Below are 20,547 nucleotides of genomic sequence, written 5' to 3' on the forward strand. Positions count from 1 at the left end.
CCGACACCATGGAATCCTCGCCGGAGCCCCTGCTCAAGGTCACCGGCCTGCAGAAGCACTTCCCCATCAAGAAGGGCCTGCTGCAGCGTCAGACCGGCGCCGTGAAGGCGGTCGACGGCATCGACTTCGAGGTCTACCCCGGTGAGACCCTCGGCGTCGTCGGCGAGTCCGGCTGCGGCAAGTCGACGATGGGCCGCCTGATCACCCGCCTGCTGGAACCCACGGGCGGACGGATCGAGTTCGAGGGCACGGACATCTCCCACCTCGGCGTGGCGAAGATGCGTCCGCTGCGCCGCGACATCCAGATGATCTTCCAGGACCCGTACGGCTCGCTCAACCCGCGCCACACGGTCGGTTCGATCGTCTCGGCCCCCTTCAAGCTGCAGGGCGTCGAGCCCGAGGGCGGCGTGAAGAAGGAGGTCCAGCGCCTGCTGGGCCTGGTCGGCCTCAACCCCGAGCACTACAACCGCTACCCGCACGAGTTCTCCGGCGGTCAGCGCCAGCGCATCGGCATCGCGCGCGCCCTGGCCCTGAAGCCGAAGCTGGTCGTCGCGGACGAGCCGGTCTCGGCCCTGGACGTCTCCATCCAGGCGCAGGTGGTCAACCTGCTGGACGACCTCCAGGACGAGCTGGGCCTCACGTACGTGATCATCGCCCACGACCTCTCCGTGATCCGCCACGTCTCGGACCGCATCGCGGTGATGTACCTGGGCAAGGTCGTCGAGCTCGCCGACCGCAAGTCCCTGTACGAGGCCCCGATGCACCCGTACACCCGGGCCCTGATGTCCGCGGTCCCGATCCCGGACCCCCGGCGCCGGGGTGCGAAGAACGACCGCATCCTGCTGACCGGTGACGTCCCGTCGCCGATCGCCCCGCCCCCGGGCTGCCGCTTCCACACGCGCTGCTGGAAGGCCACGGAGGTCTGCAAGACCCAGGAGCCCCCGCTCCTGGAGCTCCGCCCGGGCCAGCGGGTGGCCTGCCACCACCCGGAGAACGCCGAGGGCCTGACGGTCCCGGCGGCGCGGGAGTCGGTCGAGGTCACGATCACGAAGGCGCCGACGGAGCCGAAGCCGGAGAAGGCTGAGGTGACGACGGCGAAGGCCGGGGTGGAGACCCCGGCCGAGGCGGAGGCGGAGACCGGCGCGGAGGCGTCGGTCGCCGGCGCCGCCGGGGCGGACGCCGCGGAAGCCGAGGCCGCCGGGCCCGCCGGGGCGGAGGCTCCGGGCGAGCCGGAGAAGTCGCCGGAGGCGTGAACGCAGGTGAGGCCCCCGCTGCCCAGGGCAGCGGGGGCCTCACGCGTTTCGCGGCGGGACGGCCACGGGCGGCTGTGACCGCCGCGGGGAAGAGCCCGCCCACGGGACCGGGACAATGGTGCGGTGCTCCACGATCTGTTCAATCCCTCCGTCCAACACGCCCTCGACCTCGTCGGCATCTTCGTCTTCGCGATCTCCGGCGCGCTCCTCGCCGTCCGCAAGAACTTCGACGTCTTCGGCATCGCGGTCCTCGCCGAGGTCACGGCGCTCGGCGGGGGGCTCCTGCGGGATCTGATCATCGGCGCCGTCCCGCCCGCCGCCTTCGCGGATCTCGGCTACTTCCTGATGCCGCTGGTCGCCACGGTGCTCGTCTTCTTCCTGCACCCGCAGGTCGAACGCACCCAGAACGCGGTCAACGTCTTCGACGCGGCGGGCCTCGGGCTGTTCTGCGTCACCGGCACGACCAAGGCGTACGACTACGGCCTGGGCCTGACCTCCTCCGCGGCGCTCGGACTGGCCACGGCCGTCGGGGGCGGTGTGCTGCGCGACGTCCTGGCGAACGAGGTGCCGTCGCTGCTGCGCTGGGACCGTGACCTCTACGCCGTGCCGGCCATGGTGGGCGCGACGATGGTCGTGCTCTGCATCCGCTTCGACGTGCTGAACGCGTACACCAGCGGCACCGCCGTCGCGACGGCCTTCGTCCTGCGCCTCCTCGCGATGCGCTTCCACTGGCGGGCCCCGCGCGCCTGGAACCGGCGCTCCTCCGCCCGCGAGGAACCAGAAAAGCTACCGCTCAGTAGCTAAATCCTGTACCGTCGCGGCCATGAGCACGAGCAGCATCGACACGGTGAGCGAGTTCGACCGCGACACCGCCGTGACCCTTCGCGCGCCCGGCGTCTACGACGCCGAACTCTCCGCGGGCTGGACGATCATCCACGCCGTGAACGGCGGCTATCTCCTCGCCCTGCTCGGCCGCGCGCTCGGCGACCACCTGCCGCACCCGGACCCCTTCACGATCTCGGCGCACTACCTCACGCCCTCCGTGCCCGGCCCGGCGGTCATCCGCACGGAGACGGTCCGCACCGGCCGCACCCTCTCCACGGGCCAGGCCTCCCTGATCCAGTTCGCGGAGGACGGCACCGAGGTCGAGCGCATCCGCGTACTCGCCTCGTACGGCGACCTGGACGCCCTCCCGGACGAGGTCCGCACCACCGCGACCCCGCCCGCCATCGCGCCCATGGACCAGTGCTTCGGCGCCTCCGACGGCCCCGCCCCGGCGATCCCCGGCTCCTCGGCGATCACCGAGCGGCTCGACATCCGCCTCGACCCGGCCACCGTCGGCTGGGCGATCGGCGCCCCGTCGGGCAAGGGCGAGATGCGCGGCTGGTTCGGCCTGGCCGACGGCCGTGACCCTGACCCGCTCTCCCTGCTCCTCACGGTCGACGCCCTGCCGCCGACCTCCTTCGAGCTGGGCCTCAAGGGCTGGACGCCCACGGTCGAACTCACCACCCACGTCCGCTGCCGCCCGGCCCCCGGCCCGCTGCGCGTCGCCATCACCACCCGCAACCTCGCGGGCGGCTTCCTGGAGGAGGACGCCGAGGTCTGGGACTCCGCCGACCGCCTGGTCGCCCAGTCCCGCCAGCTGGCCCGCGCACCGCGCGCCTGACGCGCCGCTGCTCCCTCCCGTTTCGCCCGGGGCGCCGCCCGCGCGCCGGGCGGTGCGGGGCGCCGGCGGCTTTGAGGCGGCCGACGGCACCGGCTACCGCTACCGCCCGCCGCCACCGGGCGCCGGGGCGCGCTCCGCCTCCGGCACGCCCGGAGGCGTCACGGCGGGGGACCGGTGCCGTTCGCGGCGTAAACAGGCCAGACGACGGCCGCGCCGGGGCCGCCTCGTAGAATCGTGCCCACCATGGCTTACCTCGACCACGCGGCGACCACGCCCATGCTCCCCGAGGCGATCGAGGCGATGACCGCCCACCTCGCCGTCACGGGCAACGCCTCCTCGCTGCACGCCGCGGGCCGCCGTGCCCGGCGGACCGTCGAGGAGGCCCGGGAGACCCTCGCGGGCGCGCTCGGAGCCCGCCCCAGCGAGGTGGTCCTCACCTCCGGCGGCACCGAGGCCGACAACCTGGCGGTGAAGGGCCTGTACTGGGCCCGCCGCGCAACCGACCCGCGCCGTACCCGCGTCCTCGCCAGCCCCGTCGAGCACCACGCCGTCCTCGACGCCGTCGACTGGCTCGCCACCCACGAGGGCGCGACCGTCGAGTACCTGCCCGTCGACTCCTACGGCCGGGTCCACCCCGACGCCCTGCGCGAGGCCGTCGCCCGTGACCCCGCATCTGTCGCCCTCGCCACCGTGATGTGGGCCAACAACGAGATCGGCACCGTCATGCCGATCCGTGCACTCGCCGACGTCGCGGCCGAGTTCGACATCCCGCTGCACGCGGACGCGGTCCAGGCCTTCGGTCAGGTTCCGGTCGACTTCGCCGCCTCCGGACTGGCCGCCATGACCGTCTCCGGGCACAAGATCGGCGGCCCCTACGGCATCGGCGCCCTCCTCCTCGGCCGCGAGTACACCCCCGTGCCCGTCCTGCACGGCGGCGGCCAGGAGCGGCACGTGCGTTCCGGCACCCTCGACGTGCCGGCCGTCGCCGCCTTCGCCGTGGCCGGCCGGCTCGCGGCGGAGGGCCGCGAGGAGTTCGCCCGCACCGTCGGCGCCCTGCGCGACGAGCTCGTCGGCGTCGTCCGCGCCGCCGTCCCCGAGGTGATCCTCGGCGGTGACCCGGTCGACCGGCTCCCCGCCAACGCCCACTTCACCTTCCCCGGCTGCGAGGGCGACTCCCTGCTGCTGCTCCTCGACGCGGCCGGCATCGAGTGCTCCACGGGCTCCGCCTGCACCGCGGGCATCGCCCAGCCCAGCCACGTCCTGCTCGCCACCGGCACCGATCCGGACCTGGCCCGCGGGACCCTGCGCTTCTCCCTCGGCCACACCTCCACCAAGGAGGACGTGGCGGCGGTCGCCGAGGCCATCGGCCCGGCGGTGGAACGGGCGCGGGCGGCCGGCCTGAGCTGAGGCCGCGCCCGTTCCACCGCCGGGCCGTCTCGGCCTCCGGCCCCTCCAGGGGGACGTCTCCGCCGGAGCCCCGGGCCGGGTGCCCGGGCTCGGGGGGCGTCGCGAGCGCCGTGCCGACGGGGCGGCCCTGCCGACCGGGCCGGACCACCGGGAAGGTCTCCGTTCCTAGCGGCAGGCTTCGACCGCCGGGCCGTCTCGGCTGGGCGGTATCGGCCGGGTCGTCTCGGCTGGGCGGTATCCGCCGGGCGGTCTCGGCTGGTCCGTCGTCGCCGGTGAGGCGCCGCCAGGCCATCTCCGCCGGCCCTCTCCGCCCTTTGGTTTCCGCTGTTCCGTCTCCGCCCGCCGGGGTCAGCCGAGCCGGGTGCGTTCCCGCCGTACGAGGGCGAGGTAGCGCTTCCAGTCCCAGTGCGGCCCCGGGTCCGTGTGATCCGTGCCCGGCACCTCCACGTGCCCGATGACGTGCTCCCGGTCCACGGGGATCCCGTAGCGCGCGCAGATGTCGGCCGTGAGCCGCGCCGAGGCCGCGTACATCGCCGGCGTGAAGTCCTGCGGGCGGTCGACGAAGCCCTCGTGCTCGATGCCGATGCTGCGCTCGTTCATGTCCCGGTTCCCGGCGTGGAAGGCCACGTCGAGCTCGCGGATCATCTGCGCGACGTGCCCGTCCTTGCGGACGACGTAGTGCGCGGCGGCGCCGTGCCCCGGGTCCTTGAAGACCTTCAGGGCCGACGCGTAGCTGCCCTGGACCACATGGATCACGACCCGGTCGATCACGTAGTCGTCCGGCCGGTCCGCGCGCCGCCAGTTCGCCCGCGAGGCCGCCGCCCACTCGGCGCCCTTGTGGTCGAGCTCGCCCTCGACCCGCTTCTTCTCCATCCCCGGCAGGCGCCAGTAGAGGCGCGCCAGTTCGTCCCGGGCGAAGACGACCGTGCCCGCGACGGCGACGGCTCCGCCGAGGAGCACCGCCCGCCGCCCCGGCCCCTTCCCGCCCCCGCCCTCACCCGCGGTCGCGCCCTTGCTCCCGCCTCCGCCCCCGCTCCCGCCCTTGCCGCCGGCGCCGGCCCTGCTCTTGCTTCCGCCCCGGGCCGCGCCGCTGCCCTGTCCCTTGCTCCCCATGTGATCGAGAACGCTTACTCGGGCGACCGCGGTTCCCCGTGCCCCGTACCCTGGTAGGGCTATGACTCAGACCTCGCCGCAGCGCCCCGATCCCCGCCCCCTCCGGGTACTCGCCGCCATGTCCGGCGGAGTGGACTCCGCCGTCGCCGCCGCCCGCGCCGCCGAGGCCGGCCACGACGTGACCGGCGTGCACCTGGCCCTCTCCGCGAACCCGCAGTCCTTCCGGACCGGCGCGCGGGGCTGTTGCACCATCGAGGACTCGCGCGACGCCCGCCGGGCCGCCGACGTCATCGGCATCCCGTTCTACGTGTGGGACCTGGCCGAGCGCTTCCGCGAGGACGTCGTGGAGGACTTCGTCGCCGAGTACGAGGCGGGCCGCACGCCCAACCCGTGCCTGCGCTGCAACGAGAAGATCAAGTTCGCGGCCCTTCTCGACAAGGCGCTCGCGCTCGGCTTCGACGCCGTCTGCACCGGTCACTACGCGACCGTCGTCCTCACGGAGGACGGCACCCGCGAACTGCACCGCGCCTCCGACATGGCCAAGGACCAGTCGTACGTCCTCGGCGTCCTCGACGAGAAGCAGCTGGCGCACGCCATGTTCCCGCTCGGCGACACCCTCACCACCAAGGACGAGATCCGCGCGGAGGCGGAGCGGCGCGGCCTCGCGGTCGCCAAGAAGCCGGACAGCCACGACATCTGCTTCATCGCCGACGGCGACACCCAGGGCTTCCTGGCCGCCCGCCTGGGCACGGCGGAGGGCGACATCGTCGACGAGTCCGGCACGAAGCTGGGCAGCCACGAGGGCGCGTACGGCTTCACCATCGGCCAGCGCAAGGGCCTGCGCATCGGGCACCCGGCGCCGGACGGCAAGCCCCGCTACGTCCTGGACATCTCCCCGGTGAACAACACGGTCACCGTCGGCCCCGCCGAGTCCCTGGACGTCACCGCGCTCACCGCGATCAAGCCCCGCTGGTGCGGCGCCGCCCCCGAGGGGCCGGGCCGCTACACGGCGCAGCTCCGCGCCCACGGCGGCGAGACGCCGGTGAGCGCGGCCATGGAGGACGGCGAGCTGACCGTCACCTTCGACGAGCCGGTGCGCGGGGTCGCTCCGGGCCAGGCGATCGTGCTGTACGACGGCACGCGCGTGGTCGGCTCGGCCACGATCGCGACGACGGTACGCAGGGCGGCGCCGGCCGCGGCCGGCGCCCGAGGCGGGGAGTGAGTCCTCACTCCCCGGCCCGGTCCTCCCCGTAGAAGTCCGCGAGGACCGGAGCCAGGACGTGCGGGGCCACCTCGTGCGTCTGACCGGTGAGGGTGCGGTGGCGGCCCCGGGGAACGGCCGCCGCGATCCTGCGGGCCGCCCGCCGCGTCCGGGCGGGGCTCGCGCCGCCGTCGACGACCAGCACGCGCGCGTGCACCCGGCCGAGCCCGTCGGCCTGCCCGGCGCCGCACGTCGGCTCGTAGACCGACACCGGCCCGACCGGCACCCCGGCCGCCGCCGCGGCCAGCGCGAGCGCCCCGCCGGACGCCGTCCCGTGCACCGCCGTCCTGCCGCTCGCGCCCCCCACCGCGTTCACGAGCGCCGCCAGATCGGCGATCTCCCGCTCCACGGAGTCCGCTGCGGACCGCCGGCCGTACGCGACGACCGAGAAGCGCCGGCCGAGCAGTCCGGCGAGCGCCCGCTCGCCCTCCGCCGTGCCCGCGGCCCCGCCCACCAGGATGACCGGCGGCCCCTCGCCGTATCGCTCGTAGGCGATCCGCGTCCCGTCCTGTGCCCTGACCAGGCCCTTGGCCCGGCACGGCATGGTGTTCACCTCGTCCATGGAAGGGCAGACCGGAGTCGCTCCCGGAACTCATCGCTCGCGGCCGGAAAGTTTTCCGGGGAGATCCGGCCGCCGCTGCCAGGCCCTACCGTGGGCCCCATGAACATCTGCGTCTTCCTCTCCGCCGCCGACCTCGACGACCGCTACACGGTCCCCGCCCGTGACTTCGCGAACCGCCTCGGCAAGGCCGGTCACACGCTGGTCTGGGGCGGCTCGGACACCGGTCTGATGAAGGTCGTCGCGGACGGGGTCGCGGAGACCGGCGGACGCCTGGTCGGCGTCTCGGTGGACTTCCTCGCCGCCAAGGCCCGCCCGGGCGCGGACGAGATGGTGGTCGCCACGGACCTCGCCCAGCGCAAGGCCCTGCTCCTCGCCAAGTCCGACGCGATCGTGATCATGGTCGGCGGCACCGGCACCCTGGACGAGGCCACCGAGATCCTGGAGCTGAAGAAGCACGGCAAGCACACCAAGCCGGTCGTCCTGCTCAACACGGCCGGCTTCTACGACGGCCTCAAGACCCAGTTCCGCCGCATGGAGGAGGAGGGCTTCCTGCCCCGCCCGCTCGGCGAACTCGTCCACTTCGCGGAGGACGGCGCGGCGGCGCTCGCGTATCTGGAGTCGTCCCTGAGTTGAGTTCGCGAACGGTGGGGTGGGGAGCGCGACCTGAGCGCCGGAGATGCTCGGTGCGGTCGTGCCGGCGGTCCGGTGGGACCACGACACGACCACGAGCGGAAGCTGCACGGTGACCCGGCGGCGCACCGTCACCACGATCGTCTCCGAGCAGCGGTGGGGCAGCTTCCTCGGCGTGATCGAGCGGTCCTGGCGGAAGTCCGGCTACGAGATCACCGGCACGAATCCGTCGCGGGAGATGCCGTCCGTCTTCGCGCGCACACCCGACCGGTTCGATCTCACCGTGGAGGTCGGCTACAAGGGGCAGGTGTTCTTCGACGTCACCACCCCCTGCGTCGACGAGTCCGAGGTCGCCGAGTCGACCACCAGGCCGAACGGCCCCGCCCATCCCCTCGGCAAGATCCCCACGCCGAACGTCCGCTCCGACTTCTGGTCGGCCGCCACGCCCGCGCCCTGACAGCTGAGAACATGGGCCCCATGGCTACTCATGTGATCACCGGAGCCGGTTCCGGCATCGGCGCCGCCGTCGCGCGGCGGCTGCACGCGCGCGGGGACGAGCTCGTGCTGCACGCGCGGGACGCGGGGCGGGCGAAGGAGCTGGCGGCGGAGTTCCCCGGGGCGCGGACGCTCGTCGGCGACCTCGCCGACCCGGACCGGCTCTCCTGGGCGTTCTCGCACCAGAGCATGCCCGAGCGGGTCGACACCCTGCTGCACATCGCCGGCGTCGTCGACCTCGGCGCGGTGGGCGACCTCACCCCCAAGACCTGGCACCACCAGCTCAACGTCAATCTGGTCGCGCCCGCCGAGCTGACCCGCCACCTCCTGCCCCAACTGCGGGTCTCCCAGGGGCACGTCGTGTTCGTGAACTCGGGCGCCGGGCTCAACGCGCACGCCGAATGGGGCGCGTACGCCGCCTCCAAGCACGGCCTGAAGGCGCTCGCCGACTCCCTGCGCCACGAGGAGCACGCCCACGGCGTGCGGGTCACGTCCGTCTATCCGGGCCGGACCGCCAGCCCCATGCAGGCGAAGGTGCACCAGCAGGAGGGCAAGGAGTACGACCCCGCGAAGTGGATCGACCCCGAGTCGGTGGCCACCACGATCGTCATGGCGATCGACCTGCCGCGCGACGCCGAGGTCAACGACCTGACCGTGCGGCCGGGACGCTGACGACACGATGACGGGGGCGGAGCCGGCACGGGCCACCGACAGCCCGGTCACGCGCGCCACGGGGGAGGCCGTGGCACGTAGGCTTCCCGGGTGAGCGACGAGAGCGACAAGAGCGAGAAGACCCTGTTCCCCTGGGGTCCGGCCACCGGCGTCGGATCCCTCCCCGGCGGGGACGCCCGCGAGGCCGCGAAGACCGTGACCGGATCCTTCGAGGACTTCCCCTTCCTCGCGGAACTGCCCGCGCGGGGGCCCGGCGCCGACATGATCGGCCGGACCGCCGGCATGCTCGTCGAGCTGTACGCGCACGTGGAGCCCAGCGGCTGGCGGATCAGCGACCGGCCGGGGCGGGACACCCGGCGGGCGGTGTCCTGGCTGGGCGAGGACCTGGACGCCCTGGAGGAGTTCACCCAGGGGTACGAGGGTCCGCTCAAGGTGCAGGTGGTGGGGCCGTGGACGCTGGCCGCCGCCCTGGAGCGGCGCGGCGGAGAGGCCGCGCTCGGCGACCCCGGGGCCTGCCGCGACCTGACGGGCTCGCTCGCCGAGGGCCTGCGCGGACATCTCGCGGAGGTGCGCAGGCGGGTCCCCGGCGCCCGGATCGTGCTCCAGCTGGACGAGCCCTCGCTGACCTCCGTCCTGCTCGGCCGGGTCCGTACCGCCAGCGGCTACCGCACCCACCGCGCCGTCGACCGGCAGGTCGTGGAGAGCGCCCTGCGCGAGCTGACCGAGGTGCACGACGGGCCCGTCATCGTGCACTCCTGCGCGCCCGGCGTGCCGTTCGCCCTGCTGCGGAGGGCCGGCGTGGCCGGTGTGTCGTTCGACTTCTCCCTGCTCACCGAGCGTGACGAGGAGGCGATCGGGGAGGCCGTGGAGGCCGGGACCAAGCTCTTCGCCGGTGTGGTGCCGTCCACGGACCCGGCCTCGGGGGCATTGTCGGACCCGGGAGGTAGCGTCATGGGTGTCAGGACGCTGTGGCGCAGGCTGGGGCTGAATCCGGGGACCCTCGCGGAGTCCGTGGTGGTCACCCCGGCCTGCGGCCTCGCGGGTGCCTCGCCGGCGTACGCCCGCCAGGCGCTCGCACACTGCGCCCGGGCGGCGAGATCGCTCGCGGACAACCCAGAGTGACCGGGTTTCAGGCATCGGGAGGACGAGAAACGGTGGCAGTCGAACAGGGGGCCCCCGCCGAGGCGCGGGAGAAGCACGCCGAGCTGGCGGAGCAGGTCGAGGAGCACCGCTTCCGGTACTACGTGAAGGACCAGCCGGTCGTCAGCGACGCGGAGTTCGACACGCTCCTGCGGTCCCTGGAGGCCCTGGAGGAGCAGTACCCGGAGCTGCGCACGCCGGACTCGCCGACCCAGAAGGTGGCCGGGACCTACGAGACGGACTTCGCCTCGGTCGAGCACCGCGAGCGCATGATGTCGCTGGACAACGCGTTCGACGACGCGGAGCTGGCCGCCTGGGCCGAGCGCGTCGCACGGGACGCCGGCACCCCCGACCACCACTACCTGTGCGAGCTCAAGGTCGACGGCCTCGCGGTCAACCTCACGTACGAGCACGGGCGGCTCACCCGGGCGGCGACCCGCGGCGACGGCCGCACCGGCGAGGACATCACGCCGAACGTGCGGACGATCGCCGACATCCCCGAACGGCTGCACGGCGACCGCATCCCGGACCTCGTCGAGATCCGCGGCGAGGTCTACTTCCCGATGGAGGGCTTCGAGGGGCTCAACGCGCGCCTGGTCGAGGCCGGCGACAAGCCCTTCGCCAACCCGCGCAACGCGGCGGCGGGTTCGCTGCGCCAGAAGGACCCGAAGGTCACGGCGAGCCGGCCGCTGCACATGGTCGTGCACGGCATCGGCGCCCGCGAGGGCTTCGACATCACCCGGCTCTCCGAGGCGTACGACCTGCTCCACGAGTGGGGTCTGCCGACCGCCCGACACAACAAGGTCGTCGGATCCCTCGACGAGGTCCGCGCGTTCATCGCGTACTTCGGTGAGAACCGGCACTCGGTGGAGCACGAGATCGACGGCGTCGTCGTCAAGCTCGACGAGATCGCGCTCCAGGGGCGGCTGGGCTCCACGGCACGCGCCCCGCGCTGGGCGATCGCCTGGAAGTACGCGCCGGAGGAGGTCAACACCAAGCTGGTCGACATCAAGGTCGGCGTCGGCCGCACCGGGCGCGTCACGCCGTACGCGCAGGTGGAGCCCGTGACCGTGGCCGGGTCCGAGGTCGAGTTCGCCACCCTGCACAACCAGGAGGTGGTGAAGGCCAAGGGCGTGCTGATCGGCGACACGGTCGTGCTGCGCAAGGCCGGTGACGTGATCCCGGAGATCCTCGGCCCGGTCGCGGACCTGCGCGACGGCACCGAGCGCGAGTTCGTGATGCCGGCCGAGTGCCCGGAGTGCGGCACGCCGCTGAAGCCGATGAAGGAGGGCGACATCGACCTGCGCTGCCCCAACGCGCGGTCGTGCCCCGCCCAGCTGCGCGAGCGGCTGTTCTTCCTGGCCGGCCGGCAGTGCCTGGACATCGAGAACTTCGGCGTGGTCGCGGCGGCCGCGCTCACCCGCCCCCTGGAGCCCGCCGCGCCGCCGCTGGCCGACGAGGGCGACCTGTTCGACCTGACGATCGAGCAGCTGCTGCCGATCAAGGCGTACGTCCGCGACCCGGACAGCGGACTGCCCAAGCGGGACCCGAAGACGGGCGAGGAGAAGGTCGTCACCGTCTTCGCCAACCAGAAGGGCGAGCCGAAGAAGAACGCGCTGGCGATGCTGGCGAACATCGAGGCCGCGAAGACCCGCCCGCTCGCCCGCTTCCTCAACGGCCTGTCCATCCGCCACGTCGGCCCGGTCGCGGCCGAGGCCCTCGCCCGGCAGTTCCGCTCCCTCGACCGCATCGAGCAGGCCACCGAGGAGGAGCTGGCGGCCGTCGACGGCGTCGGCGGGATCATCGCCGCCGCCGTGAAGCAGTGGTTCGCCGAGGAGTGGCACCGGGAGATCGTGCGCAAGTGGCGGGCAGCCGGGGTGAGCTTCGAGGACGAGGGCGCCGGCGAGGACCAGGGTCCGCGTCCGCTGGACGGCCTGACCGTGGTCGTCACGGGCACCCTGCAGAACTTCACCAGGGATGGCGCAAAAGAGTCGCTGCAAGCCGTCGGTGCGAAGGTCGCCGGTTCCGTTTCGAAGAAGACGGCCTTCGTCGTCGTCGGGGACAACCCGGGTTCCAAGTACGACAAGGCGATGCAGCTGAAGGTTCCGGTTCTGAACGAGGAAGGCTTCGTCATCCTGCTCGAACAAGGGCCCGAAGCCGCGCGGGAGGCGGCTCTCCCGGCCGAGGGCTAGGCCGCCACCGGGCCGCGGAGGCTCACCCGTTCGGCGCATACCAGATCGTTACGGGTGGCCGGGTCGCATTCGGGCAAGAGATGGAGAGCGCTGCCCGTCGGAGCCCTCCGCGGCCTAGTGTGGTGACCGTGCGTCCGCCGCGCACGGCCGCGTGAGGGTCCTGCCGGCGCGAGCAGGAGGCAGGACACGCGGTACGGCACGCGGCGGGACGACGGCCCAGTGACATGTCGCCGGCCCCGCGATGCGACGCACCGCCGGCTGTGAGAGGGACGGGAATGAAACCGACCGAGAGTGCCGCCCCGGTCGCACGGCCCCAGGGACGTGCGGCGTTCGTGGGCATCACCTCCGGGCTGCCCGCAGCCTTGACGGGCATCGCCGCCGTCGCGCTCGCCGCCGGTCTCTACCAGGCGCTGAGCAGCGGCGAGGGGCTCTTCCCCGGCGGATCCGCCGGCTGGTCCCTCGCCGTCCTCACCGGACTGATCGTCGGCCATCTCGTGGCGCTCGGCCGCGACCGCTGGTGGGGCGGCACCGGATCCGGCGCCGCCCTCACCCTCGCCGTCCTGCTCCTCTACGGCTGGGTCCCGGCCTCCCTGGTCTCGCTGACCGTCGTCGTCCTGGTCGCCGCCGCCCGCCGGCACCGCTGGCGCCAGGGCATGCTGCACGGCGCCGTGGACGTCATCGGCACCGGCATCGCCGCCCTCGTGCTCGCCACCTTCGGGGACGTCCCGACCGTCGCGGAGCCCTGGCGGCCCCTCGACTGGGGGATCGCCGACGTGCCGGAAGTGGTGCTCGCCGCGGTCGCCTATCTCGTGGCGACCCGGCTGATGCTGTGGTACGCGCTCGCCCCGCAGACCGCCGGACTGCCCACCCCCGCCCGCACCGCCCTGCTCCGCCAGGGGCTCGTCGCCGTCGCGCTGCTCGGCATCGCCCCCCTCATCTGCGTCGTCGCCGCCGCCGGCCCCGCGGTCCTGCCGCTCTTCGCCGTCCCGCTCATCGCCCTCGACTCCACCCTGTGGATCGCCCGCGCCCGGGCCGAGGAGCAGCTGCGCGACCCGCTCACCGGACTGCCCAACCGGCAGTGGCTCCTGGAGCGCACCTGGACCGCCCTGGAACAGGCCGAGAGCGAGGGGGTCAGGTCCGCGCTCGTGCTGATCGACCTCGACCGCTTCCGCTCGGTCAACGACACCCTCGGGCACCTCGCCGGCGACCGGCTGCTCCTCCAGATCGCCGAACGCCTCCGGCTCGCCCTGCCGCGCGGCGCCGAGGCGGCCCGGCTCGGCGGCGACGAGTTCGCCGTCCTGCTGCCCGCCGCCGACTCCACCACCAGCGCCCAGCGGGTCGCCCGGCACCTCGTGGCCGAGCTGTCCTCGCCGCTCGACCTCGACGGGCTGACCCTCGTCCTGGAGGCCAGCGCCGGCGTCGCCGTCTTCCCCGAGCACGCCCTCGACGCCGAGGGCCTGCTGCGCCGGGCCGACGTGGCGATGTACCAGGCCAAGCGGGACCGCACCGGCGTCGAGGTCTACGAGTCCAAGCGCGACTCCAACACCCCCGACCGCCTCGGCCTCCTCGGCGACCTGCGCCGCGCCCTCGACGCCGGCGAGGTCGAGCTGCACTACCAGCCCAAGGTCCGCTTCGACGGGCAGGTCGCCGGCCTGGAGGCGCTGGTCCGCTGGGTGCACCCGGAGCGCGGCAAGGTCCCGCCGGACGAGTTCATCGCCATCGCCGAGTCCTCCGGTCTGATGCCCCACCTCACCGAGTACGTGCTGGAGACCGCGCTCGCCCAGGTGGCCCGCTGGCGCGCCCAGGGCCTCGACGTGCCCGTCGCCGTCAACGTCTCGCCGCGCGACGTCCACACCCCCGGCTTCGCCGGCGCCGTCGCGGCCCGGCTCGCACGGCACGGCGTGCCGGCCGGCGCGCTCCAGCTGGAGATAACGGAGCACGTGCTCCTGGAGGACCCCCAGCGGGCCGCCGACACCATGGCCGGGCTCACCGGCCACGGCGTCAAGATGTCCCTCGACGACTTCGGCACCGGCTACTCCTCCCTGGTGCACCTGCGCCGGCTGCCGGTGAGCGAACTGAAGATCGACCGTTCCTTCGTCGCCCGGCTCGCCGTCGACACCGAGGACGCCGAGATCGTCCGCTGCACCGTCGACCTCGCGCACTCCCTCGGACTGCTCGTGGTCGCCGAGGGCGTCGAGGACGACGAGACCTGGGAACGCCTGCGCGACCTGGGCTGCGACGCCGTCCAGGGCTGGCTGGTGGCCGCCGCGATGCCGCCCGGCGAGGCCACCGCCTGGCTCCTCGCCCGCGGCGAGCACGGCTGGCGCCGCCCCTCGGAGCTGGCCGCGAGCGCGGCCCTCGCCGAGGCCGAGCAGCCCTCGGACCGCGTCGTCCAGTAGCCGCGGGACGGCCCGTACGGACCGCCGGGCGGACCGCGTACGGGGCACGGGGAGCCCCCGCCGGGGCAAACCGTTTCACGGGTAGCGGTGCGGGCCCCATAGGATTGGGCCAACACCATCAGACTCACCCCGTGAGGATCCGCATGCCTGGCATCACGCGCGAGGAGGTCGCCCACCTCGCACGGCTGGCACGTCTGGAGCTCAAGGCCGAAGAACTCGACCACTTCGCCGGACAGCTCGACGACATCATCGGCGCGGTCGCCCGCGTCTCCGAGGTCGCAGACCAAGACGTACCGCCGACCTCCCACCCGCTGCCGCTGACCAATGTCATGCGCGCGGACGAGGTCCGTCCGTCGCTCACCCCCGAGCAGGCGCTCTCCGGCGCCCCGGCCCAGGAGCAGCAGCGTTTCAAGGTGCCGCAGATCCTGGGGGAGGACTAAGAACGTCATGACGGACAACAGCACCATCATCAAGCTCACCGCCGCCGAGATCGCGGCGAGGATCGCCTCCGGCGAGCTCACCGCCGTCGAGGTGACCGAGGCCCACCTGGCCCGCATCGAGGCCGTCGACGAGAAGGTCCACGCCTTCCTGCACGTCGACCGCGAGGGCGCCCTCGCCCAGGCCCGCGCCGTGGACGAGAAGCGGGCCCGCGGCGAGAAGCTGGGCCCGCTGGCCGGCGTCCCGCTGGCGCTCAAGGACATCTTCACGACCCGGGGCGTGCCCACGACGGTCGGCTCGAAGATGCTCGAGGGCTGGATCCCGCCGTACGACGCGACCCTGGTCACGAAGCTCAAGGCCGCCGACGTGGTGATCCTGGGCAAGACCAACATGGACGAGTTCGCGATGGGCTCCTCCACGGAGAACAGCGCCTACGGCCCGACCGGCAACCCCTGGGACCTGACCCGGATCCCCGGCGGCTCCGGCGGTGGCTCCTCGGCCGCCCTCGCCGCGTACCAGGCCCCGCTCGCCATCGGCACGGACACCGGCGGCTCGATCCGCCAGCCCGCCGCCGTCACCGGCACCGTCGGCGTCAAGCCGACCTACGGCGCGGTCTCCCGCTACGGCATGGTGGCCTTCTCCTCCTCGCTCGACCAGGGCGGCCCCTGCGCCCGTACGGTCCTCGACGCGGCCCTGCTGCACGAGGCCATCGCCGGGCACGACCCGCTCGACTCGACCTCGATCGACGCCCCGGTCCCGCCGGTCGTCGAGGCCGCCCGCAACGGCTCGGTCGCCGGCATGCGCGTGGGCATCGTCAAGCAGTTCCGCGGCGAGGGCTACCAGGCCGGTGTCGTGCAGCGCTTCGACGAGTCCGTCGAGCTGCTGAAGTCGCTGGGCGCCGAGATCGTCGAGCTGGACTGCCCGTCCTTCGACCTCGCGCTCTCCGCGTACTACATCGTCGCGCCGTCCGAGTGCTCCTCGAACCTGGCCCGCTTCGACGGTCTGCGCTACGGCCTGCGCACCGGCGACGACGGCACCCGGTCCGCCGAGGACGTCACCGCGCTCACCCGCGAGGCCGGCTTCGGCCCCGAGGTCAAGCGCCGCATCATCCTCGGCACCTACGCGCTGAGCTCCGGCTACTACGACGCGTGGTTCGGATCGGCCCAGAAGGTCCGTACCCTCATCACCCGCGAGTTCGAGCAGGCCTTCGAGCAGGTCGACGTGATCGTCTCCCCGACGACCCCGACCACGGCCTTCCCGATCGGCGAGCGCGCCGACGACCCGATGGCCATGTACCTCGCGGACCTGTGCACCATCCCGACCAACCTGGCCGGCAACGCCGCCATGTCGCTGCCCTGCGGCCTGGCGCCGGAGGACGGCCTCCCGGTCGGACTGCAGATCATCGCCCCCGCCCTGAAGGACGACCGGCTGTACAAGGTCGGTGCCGCCGTCGAGGCCGCCTTCGTGGAAAAGTGGGGACACCCGCTGCTCGAGGAGGCTCCGTCGCTGTGAGTTCCAGTGCACTGCAGAAGGCCAAGGGCTTCAAGAAGTCCAAGACCGGTACGTATCTGTCGATGGCCACCACGGCGTTCGGCGCCGTGACGGTGACCAAGCAGATCAAGAAGGCCCGTAACGAGCACGACACGCTCAAGCTCGTCGACGCCGTCGTGTCCGCCGCCGCCATCGTCACCGGCCTCGCGATCCTGTACCGCGAGCTGAAGCGCCTCGGCGACGACGACGTCCTGCTGGGCTGAGAGGGAAGTTCCACCGTGACTGTCACTGAACTGCTGTCGTACGAGGCGGCACTCGCCGCGTACGACCCCGTCATGGGCCTGGAGGTCCATGTCGAGCTCGGCACCAGGACCAAGATGTTCTGCGGCTGCTCGACCGAGCTCGGCCAGGACGCGAACACGCAGACCTGCCCGACCTGCCTCGGTCTGCCCGGCGCGCTGCCGGTCGTCAACGCGATCGGCGTCGAGTCGGCCATCAAGATCGGTCTCGCGCTGAACTGCGAGATCGCCGAGTGGTGCCGCTTCGCCCGGAAGAACTACTTCTATCCGGACATGCCGAAGAACTTCCAGACGTCCCAGTACGACGAGCCGATCGCCTTCGACGGCTACCTGGACGTCCAGCTGGAGGACGGCGAGATCTTCCGCGTGGAGATCGAGCGCGCCCACATGGAGGAGGACACCGGCAAGTCCACCCACATCGGTGGCGCGACCGGCCGCATCCACGGCGCCTCGCACTCGCTGCTCGACTACAACCGGGCCGGCATCCCGCTCATCGAGATCGTCACCAAGCCGATCGTCGGCGCGGGCGAGCGGGCCCCCGAGGTCGCCAAGGCGTACGTGGCGGAGCTGCGCGAGCTGATCCGCGCCCTGGGCGTCTCCGAGGCGCGCATGGACAAGGGCCAGATGCGCTGCGACGTCAACCTGTCGCTGATGCCGAAGGGTTCCGACACCTTCGGTACGCGCTCGGAGACGAAGAACGTCAACTCGCTCCGCTCCGTGGAGCGCGCGGCGCGCTTCGAGGTCCAGCGGCACGCGGCGGTCCTGTCCTCCGGTGGCTCCATCCTCCAGGAGACCCGCCACTTCCACGAGGACGACGGCACCACCACCTCGGGCCGCATCAAGGACAACGCCGAGGACTACCGCTACTTCCCGGAGCCGGACCTGGTGCCGGTGGCCCCCTCCCGCGAGTGGGTCGAGGAGCTGCGGAAGGGCCTGCCGGAGCTGCCGCGCGTGCGCCGCAACCGGCTGCGCGAGGAGTGGGGCGTGTCCGAGCTGGACATGCAGGCCATCCTCAACGCGGGTGCGGTCGACCCGATCGTCGCCACGACCGAGGCGGGCGCCGACGCGGCGTCGGCCCGCAAGTGGTGGATGGGCGAGCTGGCCCGCAACGCCAACGAGCAGGGCGTCGCCCTGGACGAGCTCCCGATCACCCCGGCGGACGTCGCCCGCGTGTCGGCCCTGGTCGCCTCCGGCGACCTGAACGACAAGCTGGCCCGCCAGGTCATCGAGGGCGTCCTCGCGGGCGAGGGCGCGCCGGACGAGGTCGTCGAGAAGCGCGGTCTGAAGGTCGTCTCCGACGACAGCGCGCTCGGGGCGGCGGTCGACGAGGCCATCGCCGGCAACGCGGCCATCGCCGACAAGATCCGTGGCGGCAAGGTCGCCGCGGTCGGCGCCCTGGTCGGCGCGGTCATGAAGGCCACCCGTGGCCAGGCCGACGCGGCGAAGGTCAAGGACCTGATCCTGGAGAGGCTGGGCGTCGGCGAGGGCTGACACCCGCCGCTCCGTACGGCAGAAGAGGGCGGCCCCGCACCGGACTTCCGGTGCGGGGCCGCCCTTTCGCGCGTGTGCCCTGAGCCGGGCCGGGCGGACCGGGCCGGGCCGGGCGGACCGGGCCGGGCCCGCGGCGCCCCGATCCGGCCGGATCCGGGGACGGGCCCTAGCGGCGCAGGATCGGGGCGGCGATCACGCCGCTGCCCGAGTCGGAGCAGGAGGAGGACTCCACCTTCAGCCGCAGCCGGAGCACCCCGGCGACCTTCAGGGTGCGGGAGATGGGCTTGCCGAGGACGACGGTCTCGTTGAACAGGGCCGGCTGGTCGTCCACGGAGATGACGATCCGGGCCTCCTCGATCTTCGACTTGTCGTCGATGCCGGCGGTGAACTCGAAGGTCTGCCACTCGCGGTTGAGGTCGTACTCCACGTAGGCGCCGTTGTAGCAGTCGCCGTGCAGGGCGGCTCCGTACTCCTTGGTGTTGATCTTGGCGGGGCCGACGGTGAAGGAATCGGGCTCGCTGACGGAGGAGAGGGTGGTCAGGTCCGCCATGGGCACGTCGGGCAGCGACCCGGGATCGTACGAGGGGCTGGCCGAGGCGTCGGGGTCGGTGGACTCCGTGTCCGCCGGCTCGGCCGTGGGGGACTCGGCGGTGGGCTCCTCGGTGGGCGTGGGGGCGGTGGTCACCGGGGCCGAGGAGGTGCTCCCGCCGCCCTTCGCGGAGTCGTCCTCCTTCTTGTCCTTGTCGCCGAGCAGCTCGACGCCGAGCACCGCGAGCACGGCGACCACCACGACGGCGGCGACGGCGCCGAGGACGAGGCCGGTGCGGCGCTTGCGGCGCGGCGGCCCGGGCGGGCCCGTCTCGGGCTGCCGCGGCGAGGACGGGGGCTCCGCCCGGAGCGGCGGCTCCGCGGCGAGGGGGATCGGGTACGTGGGCTCCCCGAAGCCCTGGGGGGCGCCCGGGGCGACCGTCGGCGGACCGGCCGGCGGCGGGGGTGTCGCCGGTGAGGCGAGCGGGGGCACGGCGGGCGGCGCGGGGGCGGGGACGGCGTCCTGGACGGCCGGGCGGTTCGTCGTGGTGGTGGACACGACCCCGTGCCGTACGTCCTTCACCCAGCCCGACAGGCTGACCGGCCGCCGCTCGGGGTCGGCCGCGGCGATGCTCAGCACCCGGGCGCGCTGCTCCTCCGTGAGGCCGGCGATGTGCGGCAGCCCGGCGAGTGCGGCGGACAGCTGCTCGGGGACGGTCGGCGGGGCCTGGCCGCTGAGCAGGAAGTAGGCGATGGCGCCGAAGGCGTACCGGTCGGAACCCGGGGTCCGCTTCCCCTCGAAGACCTCGGGGGCCGCGTAGCCGGGGGTGAACCACACCTCCGCCGTCTGGTGGTCGGCGGTCAGCTTGCTGAGGCCGAAGTCGACCAGAGTGGCCTGGCCGTGCTGGTCGACCATGACGTTGCCGGGGGAGAGGTCGCCGTGCACGACGGTGCGGCCCGAGGGGGTCGCCTTGCCCGAGTGCAGCCAGTCCAGGACGTCGGCGAGCTGCTCCAGCGTGCGCATCACCTCGCGGCGCTCGGCGGGGGCGGCGAGGGTGCGTTCGGCCCGCCAGTCGCGCAGGTCGAGCCCGTCGACGTGGTTCATGACCAGGACGAGGGCGCGGCCGCTGAGGGTCTCCGCCTCGCCGGGGCGGTGGATCGGCGGGCCCTGGAAGTGCTCGCGGACGCCCACCACGCCGGGGCGGTGGACGAAGCGCAGCAGTTCGGCCTGTTCGTTCCACTTCTGGCTGACGCGTTCGAACAGTTCCGGGGTGATCGTCGTCTTGGAGTCGAGCACCTTGACGACGACCGGTTCCGCACCGCCCGCCAGCTCGATCTCCGCGAGGTAGAGAACGGCCTCGCCGCCGCGTCCGATGGACCTCAGCAGGCGGTACCGGTCGGGCGCCGTGTCCGGCCCGATGTGATGCGCAGTGCCGCTCAATCTTCCCCCACGTCACGAGAATTGACAGGCGATCAGCTTGCCGCTCACGGCGAGGTGGGGTCAACCGAG

18 protein-coding genes are annotated in these 20,547 nt (G+C 73.1%); 15 read left to right on the forward strand and 3 right to left on the reverse strand.

All coding sequences use genetic code 11. The features are described from left to right. The first annotated feature begins 8 nt into the window (after positions 1-8). The 4 genes from ACGF1Z_RS24690 (at position 9) to ACGF1Z_RS24705 (ending at position 4,326) form a co-directional block, all read left to right on the forward strand. Complete coding sequence (locus ACGF1Z_RS24690; RefSeq protein WP_393007850.1) at positions 9-1,253, forward strand: ABC transporter ATP-binding protein; 1,245 nt, start codon at positions 9-11, stop codon at positions 1,251-1,253. A 123-nt stretch (positions 1,254-1,376) separates the two neighbouring features. Continuing rightward, a complete protein-coding gene (locus ACGF1Z_RS24695) occupies positions 1,377-2,057 on the forward strand; it encodes a trimeric intracellular cation channel family protein (RefSeq protein ID WP_393007442.1) in 681 nt (226 codons plus the stop codon). A gap of 19 nt (positions 2,058-2,076) precedes the next feature. Beyond that, positions 2,077-2,919: a thioesterase family protein gene (locus tag ACGF1Z_RS24700; protein ID WP_393007444.1), complete on the forward strand. Its 843-nt coding sequence runs from the start codon at positions 2,077-2,079 to the stop codon at positions 2,917-2,919. 243 nt (positions 2,920-3,162) lie between these two features. Further along, positions 3,163-4,326, forward strand: a complete 1,164-nt coding sequence (locus ACGF1Z_RS24705; protein WP_393007446.1) for a cysteine desulfurase family protein — start codon at positions 3,163-3,165, stop codon at positions 4,324-4,326. A 348-nt stretch (positions 4,327-4,674) separates the two neighbouring features. Here ACGF1Z_RS24705 and ACGF1Z_RS24710 read toward each other — a convergent pair whose 3' ends face one another. Then, positions 4,675-5,439, reverse strand: a complete 765-nt coding sequence (locus ACGF1Z_RS24710; RefSeq protein ID WP_393007448.1) for an N-acetylmuramoyl-L-alanine amidase — start codon at positions 5,437-5,439, stop codon at positions 4,675-4,677. A 61-nt stretch (positions 5,440-5,500) separates the two neighbouring features. Between ACGF1Z_RS24710 and mnmA the strand changes: the two genes are divergently transcribed. Further along, on the forward strand, positions 5,501-6,661 hold the full coding sequence (gene mnmA, locus ACGF1Z_RS24715; RefSeq protein ID WP_393007450.1) for a tRNA 2-thiouridine(34) synthase MnmA: 1,161 nt from the start codon (positions 5,501-5,503) through the stop codon (positions 6,659-6,661). A 4-nt stretch (positions 6,662-6,665) separates the two neighbouring features. On the opposite strand, the gene ACGF1Z_RS24720 is transcribed toward mnmA, so the two are convergent. Beyond that, positions 6,666-7,262 (reverse strand): alpha/beta fold hydrolase, encoded by a 597-nt coding sequence (locus tag ACGF1Z_RS24720; protein ID WP_393007452.1) that lies wholly within the window; start codon positions 7,260-7,262, stop codon positions 6,666-6,668. 99 nt (positions 7,263-7,361) lie between these two features. On the opposite strand from ACGF1Z_RS24720, the gene ACGF1Z_RS24725 reads away from it, so the two are divergent. From ACGF1Z_RS24725 to gatB, 10 genes are all read left to right on the forward strand, one after another. Next, positions 7,362-7,895 carry a TIGR00730 family Rossman fold protein gene (locus ACGF1Z_RS24725; RefSeq protein WP_393007454.1) on the forward strand — a complete coding sequence of 178 codons (534 nt, stop codon included), beginning with the start codon at positions 7,362-7,364 and terminating at the stop codon, positions 7,893-7,895. Positions 7,896-8,004: 109 nt separating this feature from the next. After that, positions 8,005-8,349, forward strand: coding sequence for a hypothetical protein (locus tag ACGF1Z_RS24730; RefSeq protein WP_393007456.1), 345 nt, complete (start codon positions 8,005-8,007; stop codon positions 8,347-8,349). Positions 8,350-8,360: 11 nt separating this feature from the next. Continuing rightward, on the forward strand, positions 8,361-9,059 hold the full coding sequence (locus ACGF1Z_RS24735; protein WP_393007458.1) for an SDR family oxidoreductase: 699 nt from the start codon (positions 8,361-8,363) through the stop codon (positions 9,057-9,059). A gap of 90 nt (positions 9,060-9,149) precedes the next feature. Continuing rightward, positions 9,150-10,181, forward strand: coding sequence for a methionine synthase (locus tag ACGF1Z_RS24740; protein ID WP_393007460.1), 1,032 nt, complete (start codon positions 9,150-9,152; stop codon positions 10,179-10,181). Between the two features lie 32 nt (positions 10,182-10,213). After that, positions 10,214-12,391, forward strand: a complete 2,178-nt coding sequence (gene ligA, locus ACGF1Z_RS24745; RefSeq protein WP_393007462.1) for an NAD-dependent DNA ligase LigA — start codon at positions 10,214-10,216, stop codon at positions 12,389-12,391. Positions 12,392-12,666: 275 nt separating this feature from the next. Next, a complete protein-coding gene (locus ACGF1Z_RS24750) occupies positions 12,667-14,790 on the forward strand; it encodes a putative bifunctional diguanylate cyclase/phosphodiesterase (RefSeq protein WP_393007464.1) in 2,124 nt (707 codons plus the stop codon). 143 nt (positions 14,791-14,933) lie between these two features. Further along, the gene (gatC, locus tag ACGF1Z_RS24755; protein ID WP_010984178.1) at positions 14,934-15,230 is read left to right on the forward strand and encodes an Asp-tRNA(Asn)/Glu-tRNA(Gln) amidotransferase subunit GatC; all 297 of its coding nucleotides are present in this window, start codon (positions 14,934-14,936) and stop codon (positions 15,228-15,230) included. 7 nt (positions 15,231-15,237) lie between these two features. Beyond that, positions 15,238-16,740: an Asp-tRNA(Asn)/Glu-tRNA(Gln) amidotransferase subunit GatA gene (gene gatA / locus ACGF1Z_RS24760; protein WP_393007466.1), complete on the forward strand. Its 1,503-nt coding sequence runs from the start codon at positions 15,238-15,240 to the stop codon at positions 16,738-16,740. Next, on the forward strand, positions 16,737-16,982 hold the full coding sequence (locus ACGF1Z_RS24765) for a hypothetical protein (protein ID WP_393007468.1): 246 nt from the start codon (positions 16,737-16,739) through the stop codon (positions 16,980-16,982). The genes gatA and ACGF1Z_RS24765 overlap by 4 nt, the downstream gene beginning before the upstream one ends. 15 nt (positions 16,983-16,997) lie before the next feature. After that, the gene (gene gatB, locus ACGF1Z_RS24770; protein WP_393007470.1) at positions 16,998-18,509 is read left to right on the forward strand and encodes an Asp-tRNA(Asn)/Glu-tRNA(Gln) amidotransferase subunit GatB; all 1,512 of its coding nucleotides are present in this window, start codon (positions 16,998-17,000) and stop codon (positions 18,507-18,509) included. A gap of 166 nt (positions 18,510-18,675) precedes the next feature. Here the strand turns inward: gatB and ACGF1Z_RS24775 are convergent, their stop codons facing one another. Further along, positions 18,676-20,478 (reverse strand): protein kinase, encoded by a 1,803-nt coding sequence (locus ACGF1Z_RS24775; protein ID WP_393007472.1) that lies wholly within the window; start codon positions 20,476-20,478, stop codon positions 18,676-18,678. Between the last annotated feature and the right edge of the window lie 69 nt (positions 20,479-20,547).

This window comes from Streptomyces sp. NPDC048018 (genome assembly GCF_043202995.1).
GTDB lineage: Bacteria > Actinomycetota > Actinomycetes > Streptomycetales > Streptomycetaceae > Streptomyces.